The organism is Chryseobacterium sp. MA9 (assembly GCF_024399315.1).
In the GTDB taxonomy this organism is placed as follows: domain Bacteria; phylum Bacteroidota; class Bacteroidia; order Flavobacteriales; family Weeksellaceae; genus Chryseobacterium.
On record NZ_CP075170.1, the window covers coordinates 1,377,365 to 1,391,915 of the forward strand.

Sequence of the window (14,551 nt, forward strand, 5' to 3'; positions counted from 1 at the left end):
AAAATATGGAATTAAATACCATTCAGGAAGTAGAAAATACTACAGTAGTTAACATCAATAAAGTGCTGTATTCCGGTAACGTTGTAGTAACCGGAGGACGCAATGGAGAAGCTAAAAGCAATGACGGAAAACTGGATATTGAACTGACCTCTCCCGGGGCAAAAGGAAACGGAACAAATCCGGAACAGTTATTAGCGGCAGGATGGTCGGCATGTTTTATCGGAGCCATGCATTTGGGAGCTGTCAAAATGGGAGTTAATCTTCCTTCGGACCTGTCTGTCAATACCTCAATCGATCTGGCGGCCAATGATGACGGTTTTTTTCTGCAGGCTCACTTACAGATCGTTTTACCGGGGCTACCTATAGATGATGCCAGAAAAGTTGTAGAAACAGCACATGCAACATGTCCCTACTCAAAAGCAACCCGTGGAAATATCAATGTGAAGATAGATGTTGTGGTGTAATTATCAGAATGTACTTATGGCGTTCTAATTGAAAACCTTCCTTGCTTTTTTTGACAAGGAAGGTTTTGTTTTTTTTAATAAAATAGTCAAAATGTAAATAAAATACCTAGAAAGAAAATAATCTCCCTAGATATTTCATCCTTAGTTTTTAGAACCGATATTAATTAAATAGAATTAGGAATTAAATTTTAATCATTACTACCTGTCAAGAGTCTGACAATAAGGATCAGAAACAAAATAAATGATGTAGATATAATAAGCTGCTGCCGTAAAATAAATCCAGCATATTGTAGGTAAAAAACTACTACGCTATCATCAGTAATATCATAAAAAAGAGCATATCTATTAACAGATATACTCTAAAAACTTAGAAAAAAACAAATTATAAACAACATTGCTTTAGTGGAAAATGTGTTCTTCTCTTTTATATTAAAAATGTACGTTTCCATTTCGTCACCGTATTTCTGCTCAGTTTAAAATGACTGGCCAGCTGGCTATTATTTAATCTATGCTTTTTCTGATAATCGAGGATTTCAATAATAGCCTGTTTATCATAGGATTTGAATTTTTGACTTTCGGATATTCCATCAAGAAAAATGATAGCATTAATCTTCAGCACATCAGATACAGAAAGACTATCCTTGGATAAATAGCCTTTGACAAATTCTCTTTTATCAGGACATTTGGCTGCTATAAAATCATGATAAATCTGTTTATAGTTGGGGCCGATATTTATGATCTGTACTTGCTTATCCATTTATTGAGCGTTGATTTTGGAATTCTGTATTGATTCATGATCTCTAAAACAGTCATCTGCTTATTCTCCAGGAGTTCCAGCATAAAGTCTATAATCTCTTTGGTGTATAGACTTTTCCTGAATTGAGGCAGTTGGGACCGTTTTTCTTTTTTATTGGGACTGGAAGCCGGCGCGTATAAAATCAAATGGTTGGAGTACAGCCGGAAAAAGTCATATTCAAGCAGTTTACACCATTTTAAAAGGACATCTGCACCTACAGACTTCTGAGTATACATTTCTGTAATTTCCTTTTCTGTTTTCTGTAGAAATTTACAGATTCTGGTCATCTCTACTTCTTCTTCCTTTACTCTTTTATACAACAGGCCTCCGATATGAATATCTTTTAAATTTTCCATCCTATATTAATTTATTTACTGTTCAAAATGTCATCATCTCCTTCTGGAAATAAGCTAATGATCTTTCATGGTCATATTTTTTGTGATATCCTTGAAAAGTAAATTCACCTGATTTTCATTGCAAAAGGTAATATCAATATCCATTCTTAAAACCTTTTCCGAAGAACCCGAGAAGAGAATAACCAGGTATTTTTTTAAAATGCCTTCCTTTATTTCAATATTTAAGATTTTCCTGTGCGGCATTTCAAAACGAGGTTTTTTACCTGCTGAAAGCCATTGATAACTTTTTATGGAAAGGATTTCTCCGGAGTTTTCATATTCGAAGATAAACCTGTTTTTTAGTTTCCCGTATAGCAATACCAAAAGAGTAATAAAAACAAACAATGTTGAAAGTAAATGATAATCAAGGAATCTAAGTGTAATAATTGCTACCAATAGCAACACAATCAGTACCAGCTGAAAAATCATATGATTAATTACTTTTTTCTTATTGTTTATTTTCATTGAACTCTCAAATTGTGAAGATTGTAATGTTAATATATTGCTTTTTATAAAAAGTGGTTTGAATTCAAATGGCGGAATATTTCTACTCCGCTCATTATAAAAATGTAATTAAAAATCTAATTCTTGTAAAAACTATAACCTGTAGACTGTACTCCCCAGTTCTGTAAAAAAGCAGTATTGGTAATACTAGCTCGGGAAGATAAGTTTTCAATTCCGTATAACAATTCTACTTTATATTCAGAATCCGGATCAATACCAATCCCTGTTCCGTCACCTACACTGTAATTGGCATAAAGAAAATATCTGAAGTTGGCATTGGTAGTAGCCGATACAGGATATGGGTTACCGGAACTGTCATTATCCGCAGCAGCCGTGAAGTATGGCGAAATTTGTGAGGTCTGCATTACTACCGTAACCGTATTTTGTACAGTCCAGTCTGTAGGACCTGGTCCTGTCTTTTTATAAAGTCTTGCATAGGCTCTGCTGTGGAAAAATACAGGAAGTTTAATTCTACCTGTTCCTCCCTCTATAGAGGTCTGAGAAAATGGACCTAAATCACTGTATTTCATTTCAAACCACATTCCCCAAGATACAGTACCTCGTCGTACAGTACTTTGTGGAAACTTCAATGTAATAGCGGAATTGGGAACTACCCAGCAATCGTCAGGCTGTATCTGACCAAAGGCCATATTTTGTACATTGTTTCTTATGGAATTTAAGTCTACATTTTTAGCATCATTCTGTCTGATATTACTATCTAAGTTATATACAATAAAATCATTGGGACTCACTGGTTTGAATATTCCTATATTCCCGTCTGCATCAGCAACCACAGGAGTCCCTCCGGGAATTACAGGTAGTGTTCGGGTACGCAATTCTCCATTGATATCTAATGTTTTTGTAGGAGAAGTCGTATTGATTCCTACATTTCCGGTTTGTCCGGATACGGTAATGGATAGTCCAAGCATTACTGCTGCTAAGGATGTAATTTTTCTATTTTTCATAACCTTTGGTTTATTTTTTTTGACATTCATCTGCTTATTGATCACCTGAATTTTAACAGAGGAGATCTGAGTCTCCCCTGTATAAACCACCCTGAAATTTTACTTAAAATACGTGGGAACATATTTAACATTCATTGTTAAATCAGGTAATAAATTGTTGGGACAAAGATCAGACAACCCATACGGATGGTAAAATAATTATTGTAAAAATAGATAGTCATGATTGTAATTTTAAATTTAATAGTGTGTAGTTTAAAAATGACATTGTATACTTTTGCTGGCCGTTAATTTTTTCTAACTTTATAATAATAATTCACTATTTCTATTAAAAACACAAACATAATTTTCTCCCCATAATGATGTCCTGTAAAATCCATATATTTTTTCTATTATTCTGTGCACAACTCTGTTATAGCCAGCAGATAGCTTCTGTATGGTATGATACAGACAACGGGCTTCCGCAGAATAGTGTGAAAGATATTACCAAAGACAAATATGGATTTATCTGGCTGAGTACAGAAAACGGACTGGTGCGTTATGACGGATATAATTTTGTAACCTTTAATCATCTTAATCTTAAGAATAACAGGTTCACCTTATTTTTTGGAAATGCTGAAAAAGACTCTATATATAATTTAACAGCTTACAGTGAAAACACCATTTTACTCTCTAAAAGAAATGTAAGTGTTTTACAGAAACAGACCAGCTGCATCCGAAAAGTATTGAGTGAAAGCAGGTCACATTCTATCTTTTTAAAAAACAGAATATTAGAAGAGGTAGAGCATTTAAAATATTTTATCTATTTTGATAGGAACAACTACTATCACCTTGCTAACGATGGTACTATTCAGTATAAGCACCAGAACATGGCTCCCATCAAAGGACTGGATGATAAATATATATTGAATACATTCTGTTTTGGACAAAACATTTTTATCACATCTAAGAAGTTAAAAAAGATCATTAAAATATCCTCCGGAAAAGTAACTTATCTGGATGGCCCTGATGTATTTTTTCAAACGAATGCGAAAATATACTGGAGCCAGATCAACAATCAGTCTTTCATCATTCATGATCACATCTTGTATAAAGTACTATATGATCACAATGCTATCAGCATAAAAAAAATTGCAGCATATGATCTGAATAAAAACTCTTTATCCTCCATTTACCATGATGAAACCAATAATAAACTCTATCTGGGAACCCTATCTGATGGCCTGAATGTCATTAAATTCAATAACTTTCATGTAGTCAACAAATCAGACAAGTCTTATGATAATATTTTTTATTCCCCGCTGCTTTTCGGAAAAGATAAAGTAATCACCTCATCAGGAGATGTTTATAATGAAAACGGATTGCTAAAACAATATCATTTCAATACTACCAGCAGGTATTTTTTATTGTATGATAACAAAAAAAACATCATCGTACAAAAGGACAAATCTCTGCTGCGATATTTCAGTGACACCGATTATTCAAAAAAAGTACAACAGGATTTCGGGAAAACGGTATCTTATGTATGGAATATCAAAGATTATTATGTAGTAGTGTTTCATCAGCCTTCGCTAAGATCTCAACTTGTTTTTTATAAGGATGCCAGTTTCAAAAAGTCCTTTCTGCAATTCTCCATCTTCAATATTGTAACCTCCGTGCAGGAATATGGCCGGAATAAGTGGCTGGTAGGAACCAGAGATGCCTTATATTCTATAGAAGCGCCCTCTTTTACACCTAAAAAAATATCTTCAAAACCATTGAATGTAAGAGAAATTGTAAAAACTGATGATGGTAATTTTTGGATTATGACTCAGGGAAACGGTTTTTTCCTTTACAAAAACAAAGAATTAATAAAAATGCCTGACGACAAGGACGGTTACCTTTTATTTTCGCATACCATTCTGGAAGATAAAAAAGGTTTTTTCTGGATCAGCACTAATAACGGTCTATTTCAGGTGCTGAAAAACAATCTTCTTAATTATTCCAGAGATAAGAAATCCTCTGTTTACTATTACAGATACAGTAAAGAAGATGGATTCAATACGAATGAGTTCAACGGAGGATGTTCTCCCAGTTCTGCAGTTCTGCAGAACGGAAGCTTTGTGCTGCCTTCAATAAAAGGACTGGTATTTTTTGATCCTAAAAAGATCAGAAGTTATTATCCGAAGAATTTCTTTATGGAACGTGTCGTATTTTATGACTCGAAAAGCAGTATAAAAGAGAACACCATCAATCTGGAAAACAACTTTTATAAAGCTTTGATTCTGGTAGACGTACCCTATTATGCCAACCGGGTAAACCTTGTGATTGAAGCCAAACTGAAAGGTTCCAAAAATGAGAAATGGGAGAAAGTAAGCAGTGATGGGAAATACTACATCACCAATCTGGAACCCGGAAAATATCAGCTTATCGTAAGGGTATTAGCTTCCCCAAAAGGAAAATACATTTACAAAACACTGAATATTGATGTAAAATATCTATTTTATCAAACACTGTTTTTTAAGTTTTTCATCATTTTAATTCTATCACTTATCTTATTAAAGCTAGTCAAACTAAGGATAAGAAGACAGGAACTGAAAAAAAGAGAACTGGAAAAAATCATTGAAATAAGAACGCAGAAATTATTAAAAACTGTTTCAAAACTGGAATATACGAAGGAGCAGCTCCGCAAAGAAAGTGTTCAGCAAAAAAAATTGCTGGAAACGATAAGCCATGACATTATCACTCCTATAAAATATCTGTCTATTGCGGCAAAGAAATTGTATGAAACAGATGAACACGATCATTATATACAAAAAAAGCACTTTGAAAGCTTTTATAAATCTTCTATAGAGTTCTACAACTTTGTAAAAACCCTGAAGGAATACGCCGAGATTTATAATATTTCCGAGAAAAAGGAAACTTATAATATTTACGAAGTTATTGAAACCAAAAAAACTCTTTTTGAAGGGGCTGCCAGAGAACAAAACACAGAAATCGTTAATCATGTTAAAAATCCTACTTACTCCCAAATCAACCAGAATGTAGTAGCGGTTATTATTCATAATTTAATAGATAATGCAATAAAAAATACAACAAATGGTACCATAGAGCTGTCTACTATTGAAGATGACAGCATCTTTTTTCTGGAAGTAAGAGACACAGGAAAAGGAATGAGCCAGGAACAGATGAAATATTATGAAAAGCTTCAGAATAATATTGAAAATGAAAAACTCATTTTACAAAAATACAGTCTGGGACTGCATCTTATTCTTCAATTACTCATGATGATCAATGGTAAAATAGACTTTAAAAACAATAACCCATATGGAACAATAGTATCGATTAAAATAAAAAAACAAAAATATGGATAGAAAAATTATTATTGCTGATGATCATTTTGTGGTGAGATTGGGAACTACCCTCATTTTGGAATCCCACTACAAAGACGTGAAGATTTCTTACGCAGAATCTTATACAGATCTGACAGCTCAACTGCTCGTTGAGAGATTCGATTTATTGATCCTGGATATCAATATGCCGGAGAGTAAGTATCTAAGCATGATTGGTGAAGTAAAAAAAATACAGCCTGACCTTAAGATTTTAGTGTTTTCAGTATATGACAATGATATTGCAGTACAGTATATCATTGAAGGGGCGGACGGATACATTAATAAATTATGTGATGAAAATAATATCCTGGAAGCAGTGGAAAACATCTTTGAAACAGGAACCTATTATTCCCCGGATATTGTAAAAAAACTGGTTTCTTCAGCTAAAAAAGATACTCCTATCAACCCGATAGAAGCTTTATCCGAAAGAGAAAAAGAAATATTTGATTTATTGATAAAAGGATACGGTAATATTGAGATCTCGAATGAACTGAACCTGCATCTTTCTACAGTAAGCACTTACAAAGCAAGAGTCTACAAAAAACTGAACATCAAAAACACAGTAGATCTTGTACGATTAGGAGATAAAAACCAGGCACACAAATACAAATAATCCAGAGGATTTAACAAGACGCTAAGATGTAATACTCAAACAAAATCCCCAATATCAGATTGATAAAGGGGATTTTTTATTTTTAATCAGCAGATCATAATTGTATTATTTACTTACTGATTCACCTTGAAGCAATTTCACTGCTTCTTCATTATTCTGCATCAGAGCATGCTGTAGAGCTGTGTTTCCTCTGTTATCCTTTATATTCTTATCTGCTCCTTTTTCTAAGAGTACTTTCAGGATTTCTGTTCTGCCAAAAACAGCTGCATAAATAAGAGCTGTTGCATCATTATAATTTCTGGCATTCATATCTGCTTTAAAGGAAATGAGTAATGAAACCATTTCCTGGTATCCTTTAAAAGCGGCACCCATTAATGCTGTATTACCACTTTGATCCTGCAGATCGGGTTTAGCTCCGTTTTCAAGCAGCCACCGAGCCGCTTTGTAATGGTTATGATATACGGCTAAGATTAAAGGAGTATAGCCTTCTGTGTTTTTAGAATCAATATCGTTTTTAAACTGAGACATGGCTTCTACATTGCCTGTCTTTGCATGCGAAAAGATGTCCTGCGCATTCATTCTGCTAATCGCAAAAAACAGAATGACAATTGAAATCAGATATTTCATTATTCTTATTTTGAAGATAATAAAGACTCTAACTGCTGACGGTCCATTTTAACATATTGTGCCAAACGTTTTCCATATTCAGAATCTGCCTGGTAGAAGTAAGAGATCATTTTGGCCACTACTTTTTTATTGGTAACGCTGTTCAAAGCACCTCCAAGGTTTTTAATCAGGTTATCCTGATCCTTTTTAGAAAAAGACCTGTACAGTTCTCCAGCCTGTTTAAAGTTATTTTCCTTATCTATTTTAGCCTGTACCGATGATATACCTGCCGGAAAAACGGTCTGAGAATATTTGAATTTTTTATTGTCAGTCACTTCCGGTTTTCCCGCTGAAGGCTGGTAGTTGACTTCACCGCTTTGAGGTTTCATAGACATGTAGCCATTTTGATTGTAGGTCATAACCTCATTTTTTGATGCGTTAACTGGCAGCTGCTGAAAATTCCCTCCAATCCTGTGTCTCTGAGTGTCAAAATAAGAAAAGAGTCTTCCCTGTAACAGTTTATCTTCTGACGGTTCAATTCCCGGCACAAGAGTTCCCGGAGAAAAAGCAGCCTGCTCTACCTGCTGAAAATAGTTCGTTGGATTCTGATTAAGAGTCATCGTTCCTGCTTTAACCGATTTTGCTATAGATTCCGGCCATATTTTGGTCACATCTACCGGGTTAAAATCAAGCTTTTCAAAATCATCTTTTTTCAACATCTGCACATACAAATCCCACTTAGGAAAGTTTTTATTCTGAATAGCGCTGTACAAATCTCTCGTCGCATGTTCTATTTGTGTAGATTGAATTTTATCGGCTTCTTCCTGGGTAAGATTCTTTTCGCCTTGCTGAGGAACCCATTTGTACTTCACATAGGTTACTTCTCCATTTGCATTGACCCACTTGAAGGCATGCACTCCATTTCCCTGCATTTCTCTGTAACTGGCAGGAATTCCGTAATCTGAGAATAACCAGGTCAGCATATGTGTAGCCTCGGGAATATTAGCCATAAAATCAAAAACCCTATTATTATCAGAAGCGTTATTGGTAACCGGAGATGGTTTAAAAGCGTGAACCATATCAGGAAATTTCATGGCATCTCTGATGAAAAACACCGGTAAGTTGTTACCTACTAAATCATAATTTCCCTGATCAGTATAAAATTTAACCGCAAATCCTCTTGGATCTCTGAAGGTTTCCGGAGATCCCTGTTGATGTACCACTGTAGAAAACCTTACCAATACAGGCGTTTTCTTTCCTGCTTTTGATAAAAAATCAGCCATGGTAACATCTGAAAAATCGGCATCTGTAACAAATTCACCAATGGCACCGGCCCCTCTCGCATGCACTACCCTTTCAGGAATTCTTTCTCTGTCAAAAGCGGCTAACTTCTCAATTAAATGAATGTCCTCCAGTAAAACAGGTCCGTTATTCCCTACCGTTTTAGAATTTTGATTATCTCCTACAGGGCTTCCTGTATTGGTTGTCAGTTGCTGGGAATACAATGTAGATGTAATGAAAATCCCAGCTAAAAATACATTTTTTTTCATAATTTTTATTTATTGTGGGGCAAATATAGACCGTTGATCTCTCAAAACCTTCTCAATAAATTCAATTTCGAAAATTCACAAAATCTATCAATAAAAAAAAATCAATAGATTAAATCTACTTTATTATTAAAAAAAAATAATCCTTATAAAATAATAATGAGATCTGATCTGTGACAATTTAATTTGCTATTTCTGTAGTTTAATGTCTACAGTTTCGATCATTTATTATACCAGGGATTTACATAATTTTACAAAAAAAACAGATGATAAAAAAAGTGATATTAATTATCATTATTCCTGCAGCATTTATTTTTCTTGGATTTAAATTCATCAAAATAAGTACAGCTGATAATTCTATACTCAGCCAGCACAAAACAAAATCCTCCGGAAATATTGAAGATAGCCCTTTCCAAAAAGAATATCTGAATAAGAATGATCTCGTTGTGGTAAATGTTTGGGCTACATGGTGTAAACCTTGTATTCAGGAAATTCCTACTTTCAAAAAATAAGTAAAGAGAATCCAAACATAAAGTTTGTTTTTTTATCTATTGATGAAAATTCTGAAAAATTAAAAACTTTTCTTACTAAGAATACAATAAACGATATTACACTTCAAAATACAGAATACATTGAATCAATCAAAACCTTTTTGGGAGGAAATGGTCTACTGGGATATAGTACCATTCCATTAACTTTTATTATAAAAAATGGGAAAGTAATTGATAAGAATGTCGGTAGTATAGATTATACTGAATTTACCACTCAATTGAAAACACTACAGTAGACTTCTCATTTAATCTTAACAATATAACATTCATATTAACTTAACCGCTGAAAAACTTATAGTTACACATGTTGGGCAGCGGTTATATAAGATAGGCATACAGCTTATCTTTTTTGAGATCCATCTACAATTAAAAATATCTTATTTTTTTTGAGATGCTTTCGGGCAGCAAACGTTGAAACTTTCTGTAAATTTTTTAAAAAAAACAGAAAAAAATAATTCAAAATAATGGGACTTTGAATCTTTTTTCAATACATTTGCGGCTTGATTATCTCATTAATTTGAGTTTCATGGTTATTAGTTTTTATCCCCAGGAATTTCTGGGGATTTTTTATTTAAACTAATACCTGCTTAACTATGCTCTATCATGGGGCTTCAACTGAAATTATTAAAGGAAGAAAAAAATGAATTCCGTACATCTGGAATCAGCATATACAATTCAATAGAATATAATAAAAATCCATTTCCGGAAAAATCCGGAAATGGACACCACTTTATCATCATCCAAATCACAACTAAACTATGAACAATGAGGCAATAGTCTGTGCATCGCTGCCACTTAATATTTCATCGTAAGCCGCAGAACCGGCTGCTGTTCCAAATAACGTTCCTGTATTATAGCCTGCCTGGTTTACATTATCTTCTCCAGCATAGACAGGATTGGTTGCAGAGGGCATACTTCCTCCGTCAGCAAGCTCAATCCAGCCTTTATTGGCTCTCATCCTTCTCACCTGTGAAGCATGTCTGGCTTCAACAGAGTGAATCTGTAATGCAGCCTGAAGTACGACTTTATTAGACATTACATTTCCAGCCTGTCCTTTATAAGCTCTTACTCCAGTATCTTCAAAAGCCTGAGCAAGAATAAGAAACTGATTATAATCTGTAAAAGGCATAAAATTTCCGTTGGCTGTAAAGTCAAATGTTGGTTTATTACCCGGTGTTGTACCCAGAGAAGTCAGTGTACTTTTCAGAAAGCTGACATGGGCTGATTCGTGTTTTGAGATCTGCATAAAAACAGTTCTGTCTCCAGTAGGAATTAATCCTGGTGTAGATAGCCCTATGCTGTAATATTCATTTTCAAGATATTCCAGTACAAGTGCCAGCTGTAATGCATCAGTCAGAGTACTTTTCAAGGCAGTACCTGTTAATTTTGTTTCTGTAGTTTCTGCTTTGACAGGAGTAGTCATCAATGTTCCCAGTCCAAGCGGTACAGCTGCTGTAGCTGCTTTTTTTCCGAATAATGACATATTCGTAATGGTTTCCAGTCTTGAAGCTTCCGTGGTGAAAAATTTATCATAAGAAAGCTTATCCAGTAATCTAAGAATATTCATAATGTAATTTTTAAGGGTGAATGATTAGTTAATGCCTCTTTCTTTCCAGGTAAAAGGTGTTTTGATAAACGCTCCTGCAGCCATTACGATATCTTTGGGCTCTTTTGCAAGGTCAAGTCCGTTGGCATCTATCACATCATCTCCTGAAAAATCCGCAGATCCGGGATTGATTAAATTTCTGATCGCAGAAGCATGTCTGGCCTCCACCGAAACTATTTTACCGGCAATCACCAGATAAGCAGGATTGGAAATATACTTTCCGGCTCCATTATAGGCTGCTACCCCAGTATCTTCCAATGCTTTTGCCGTGGCTAAAACTGAATTACGATCATTAAAATTAACATTTGGATACTGGAATTCAAGTTTTGGAAGCACATGGTCTGTAGCACCGCTAATGGCTGCTTTAAAGAAATCCCGGTGAATCACTTCATGATGATAGAGGTCTGTAAAAACTTCTTTTTCAACACTGGAAATTCCCGTATAAAAATTATTGACCACTTTGGTATAAAAATCTGCTTCCAGCTGTTCGAGTGCATAGGCATAGTTTAATACGCCTACATCTCCTGTTCCCAGATCATACTTGGATTCTTCCATAATCTGAAAATCATCATTGTCATCGCATCCTATTAAAGTAAGGCCTGCGACAGCCAATCCTACTCCACTTAATTTTAAAAAGTTTCTTCTGCTTGTATCAAGGGTAACTCCCTGATTAGAAACCTGAATTGTCTTTTTCATACTATTAATTTTTTTAGTGTTAGGATAAAAGAAGAAAAACAGCATACTGAAATATGCTGTCTGAAATCTTATAAATTGTTATGGCATTAAAACCGTGTCTATTACATGAATCACGCCGTTAGACTGGTTCACGTCTGCGATGGTTATTTTCGCACTGTTTCCTTTTGCATCTTTTATGTAAAGGTCTTTTCCTTTAGTCCAGAAAGTAAGATCTTCTCCCTGTACTGTTTTCATCATGCTTTTTCCATTACCGGCTTTTACCGCAGTCCAGATTTCTTTTGCGCTGTATCTTCCTGGCAGAACATGATAAGTCAGGATACTGTTAAGTGTTGCTTTGTTTTCAGGTTTCACAAGATTTTCTACTGTTCCTTTCGGAAGTTTTGCAAAGGCAGCATCTGTGGGTGCCAGTACTGTAAATGGGCCTGCTCCCTGTAATGTTTCTACTAAACCGGCAGCTTTCACTGCCGCAACAAGGGTTTTGTGATCTTTGGAGTTGATCGCATTTTCAATAATATTTTTAGATGGATACATGAGAGCTCCTCCCACCATTACTGTTTTTTCTTTCATCGTTTGCGCTGTTACCTTCCCGCTGAATGCAAATGATAAAGCTACCATTGCTAAAACTGTGATTTTCGATTGTGTGTTCATTGCGTTATTTTTTAATTAATTATAGTTAATTGTGTGTTTAATGTCATTTACGAGACTGGTTTTATTTTAGATTGAAAAAAAATGAAATTATTTTTAATTAATTGATTTACAGTATATTATTTTTCATTCGAAACAAATTTAAAGGCAGATAGAACTTATGCAAAATTGGGTTCCTATAGATTTTCAGATGTATGAGCGTGAAGAGTCTTTAATTTAAAGAAGCTGGCTCTGGGCTTTATACAAAAATGTGTGGACAAAGCGACACAAAAAGCAAGTACAAAGCTTGAAGTAAGATTTTCCATATTAAATATTTTTCAATGACTTATTTAAAATCATGTACGAAATAAAAGATACATTGGATTTCATTGACTATATGTTTTATTTTATTACATTTGGACAGAAAAATAAAAGCTATTAAAACAACCTATTCGGAAGAGGAACTTATCGTTTTATTAAAAGAAAAAAACGAAACCGGTTTTCATTATCTGTATGACCACTATTCCGGTGCGCTGTACGGAATCATTCTCCGGATCGTTCAGTCTAAAGAATACACTGAAGAAGTTATTCAGGATGTTTTTGTTAAAATATGGAACTCCATTCATCAATACGACGCTTCCAAAGGAAGGTTTTACACCTGGATGATTAATATTGCAAGAAATACCGCTATTGATTATTTAAAGTCTAAGGGATTCCAGAATGAGCTTAAAAACCAATCACTTCCGGATTTCGTATATAATACTACAGAACTTTCAACAGTCAACAATTCGTCTGATTATATCGGATTTAACAATGTGCTTGAAAGACTGGAATCAGACAAGCAGGAACTCATAAATCTTGCTTATTATCAAGGATATACCCAACATGAAATATCCGAAAAGCTGAAGATACCGCTGGGAACAGTGAAAACGAAAATGCGTAATGCACTGATGAAATTAAAAGATTTGTTAAAAGATTATCAATAAATTGAACACAAAAGAATACATATCATCCGGAATTATAGAATCTTATATTCTTGGCCATGCTTCTCCTGAAGAAGCAGGGATTTTGGAGTGTGTGATGAAGAATAATGCTGAAGTAAAAGCAGCTTTTGAAGAAGCACAAAAGACTTTGGAACATCTTGCTACCGCTCAGGCCGTAACACCTCCAAGTGATCTGAAATCTAAGATCTGGAATAAAATTCAGCAGGAACAGACTGCCGAAGAAGTAACACCAGCTGTTTCAACAGACATTCCTGAGGCGCAAGATCACAAAGAAACCACAGAAAGAGTAAATACTCAGAGAGATACCCGCTGGAAAACCTACGCAATAGCAGCTTCTGCATTGTTCCTGATAAGTGTTGCCGGAAATTTATTCTGGATGAATACCCAGTCATCCAATAAAAAGGAAATCGCTTTGCTGTCTGCAGAAAAACAAGCTCAGGACCAGGCAATGAAAAAAATGACCAGTAAGATTGATATGTTCTCCAATCCTGATATGCAGATGGTGATGCTGAAGGGTGTAGAAAAGCATACGGATTCCAAAGCAATGGTTTTCTGGGATAAAAAAACAAAAGAAGTTTATCTGAATGCCGAAAAACTTCCTAAAGCTCCCGCAGGAATGCAATATCAGCTTTGGGCCATCGAAAACGGACAACCTGTAAGTGCAGGAATGTACACCGAAGATAAAGACAGCAGAATTGCACTGGCCAATATTACAAATGCTCAGGCTTTTGCCATTACTCTAGAAAAAGAAGGCGGAAGTAAAGTACCTACCATGGAGAATATGTTTGTAATGGGAGAAATCTAAAACGCTC

At 34.8% G+C, this 14,551-nt stretch carries 15 protein-coding genes; 6 read left to right on the plus strand and 9 right to left on the minus strand.

The genetic code is table 11. The features are described 5' to 3' along the window. Positions 1–5 precede the first annotated feature (5 nt). Positions 6–464 (plus strand): organic hydroperoxide resistance protein, encoded by a 459-nt coding sequence (locus KIK00_RS06310; protein ID WP_255815702.1) that lies wholly within the window; start codon positions 6–8, stop codon positions 462–464. Positions 465–888: 424 nt separating this feature from the next. Here the strand turns inward: KIK00_RS06310 and KIK00_RS06315 are convergent, their stop codons facing one another. The 4 genes from KIK00_RS06315 to KIK00_RS06330 form a co-directional block, all read right to left on the minus strand. Further along, complete coding sequence (locus KIK00_RS06315) at positions 889–1,221, minus strand: helix-turn-helix domain-containing protein (protein WP_255815704.1); 333 nt, start codon at positions 1,219–1,221, stop codon at positions 889–891. Continuing rightward, positions 1,197–1,616, minus strand: coding sequence for a transposase (locus tag KIK00_RS06320; protein WP_255815706.1), 420 nt, complete (start codon positions 1,614–1,616; stop codon positions 1,197–1,199). Before KIK00_RS06320 ends, KIK00_RS06315 begins: the two co-directional genes overlap by 25 nt. Before the next feature lie 54 nt (positions 1,617–1,670). Next, positions 1,671–2,120, minus strand: coding sequence for a hypothetical protein (locus KIK00_RS06325; protein WP_255815707.1), 450 nt, complete (start codon positions 2,118–2,120; stop codon positions 1,671–1,673). Between the two features lie 116 nt (positions 2,121–2,236). Further along, positions 2,237–3,124 carry a hypothetical protein gene (locus tag KIK00_RS06330; RefSeq protein WP_255815708.1) on the minus strand — a complete coding sequence of 296 codons (888 nt, stop codon included), beginning with the start codon at positions 3,122–3,124 and terminating at the stop codon, positions 2,237–2,239. A 356-nt stretch (positions 3,125–3,480) separates the two neighbouring features. Here KIK00_RS06330 and KIK00_RS06335 point away from each other — a divergent pair, with 356 nt between their 5' ends. Both KIK00_RS06335 and KIK00_RS06340 read left to right on the plus strand, forming a co-directional pair. Then, positions 3,481–6,474, plus strand: coding sequence for a two-component regulator propeller domain-containing protein (locus KIK00_RS06335; RefSeq protein WP_255815709.1), 2,994 nt, complete (start codon positions 3,481–3,483; stop codon positions 6,472–6,474). Beyond that, on the plus strand, positions 6,467–7,105 hold the full coding sequence (locus KIK00_RS06340; protein ID WP_255815711.1) for a response regulator transcription factor: 639 nt from the start codon (positions 6,467–6,469) through the stop codon (positions 7,103–7,105). The genes KIK00_RS06335 and KIK00_RS06340 overlap by 8 nt, the downstream gene beginning before the upstream one ends. Positions 7,106–7,210: 105 nt before the next feature. Here the strand turns inward: KIK00_RS06340 and KIK00_RS06345 are convergent, their stop codons facing one another. Together KIK00_RS06345 and KIK00_RS06350 are read right to left on the minus strand one after the other, a co-directional pair. Then, on the minus strand, positions 7,211–7,732 hold the full coding sequence (locus KIK00_RS06345) for an ankyrin repeat domain-containing protein (protein WP_255815712.1): 522 nt from the start codon (positions 7,730–7,732) through the stop codon (positions 7,211–7,213). 5 nt (positions 7,733–7,737) lie between these two features. Beyond that, complete coding sequence (locus KIK00_RS06350; protein WP_255815713.1) at positions 7,738–9,261, minus strand: catalase; 1,524 nt, start codon at positions 9,259–9,261, stop codon at positions 7,738–7,740. A gap of 263 nt (positions 9,262–9,524) precedes the next feature. On the opposite strand from KIK00_RS06350, the gene KIK00_RS06355 reads away from it, so the two are divergent. Then, on the plus strand, positions 9,525–9,770 hold the full coding sequence (locus KIK00_RS06355) for a thioredoxin domain-containing protein (protein WP_255815714.1): 246 nt from the start codon (positions 9,525–9,527) through the stop codon (positions 9,768–9,770). A gap of 790 nt (positions 9,771–10,560) precedes the next feature. On the opposite strand, the gene KIK00_RS06360 is transcribed toward KIK00_RS06355, so the two are convergent. The 3 genes from KIK00_RS06360 to KIK00_RS06370 all read right to left on the minus strand — a co-directional run bounded on the left by KIK00_RS06360 (position 10,561) and on the right by KIK00_RS06370 (position 12,759). Then, complete coding sequence (locus tag KIK00_RS06360) at positions 10,561–11,376, minus strand: ferritin-like domain-containing protein (RefSeq protein WP_255815715.1); 816 nt, start codon at positions 11,374–11,376, stop codon at positions 10,561–10,563. Between the two features lie 24 nt (positions 11,377–11,400). After that, on the minus strand, positions 11,401–12,111 hold the full coding sequence (locus KIK00_RS06365) for a ferritin-like domain-containing protein (RefSeq protein ID WP_255815716.1): 711 nt from the start codon (positions 12,109–12,111) through the stop codon (positions 11,401–11,403). 78 nt (positions 12,112–12,189) lie between these two features. After that, entirely contained in the window at positions 12,190–12,759 is a 570-nt protein-coding gene (locus KIK00_RS06370; RefSeq protein WP_255815717.1) for a fasciclin domain-containing protein, read from the minus strand. A 392-nt stretch (positions 12,760–13,151) separates the two neighbouring features. On the opposite strand from KIK00_RS06370, the gene KIK00_RS06375 reads away from it, so the two are divergent. Together KIK00_RS06375 and KIK00_RS06380 are read left to right on the plus strand one after the other, a co-directional pair. After that, positions 13,152–13,721 (plus strand): RNA polymerase sigma factor, encoded by a 570-nt coding sequence (locus tag KIK00_RS06375; protein WP_255815718.1) that lies wholly within the window; start codon positions 13,152–13,154, stop codon positions 13,719–13,721. Between the two features lies 1 nt (position 13,722). Further along, the gene (locus tag KIK00_RS06380) at positions 13,723–14,544 is read left to right on the plus strand and encodes an anti-sigma factor domain-containing protein (protein ID WP_255815719.1); all 822 of its coding nucleotides are present in this window, start codon (positions 13,723–13,725) and stop codon (positions 14,542–14,544) included. Positions 14,545–14,551 lie beyond the last annotated feature (7 nt).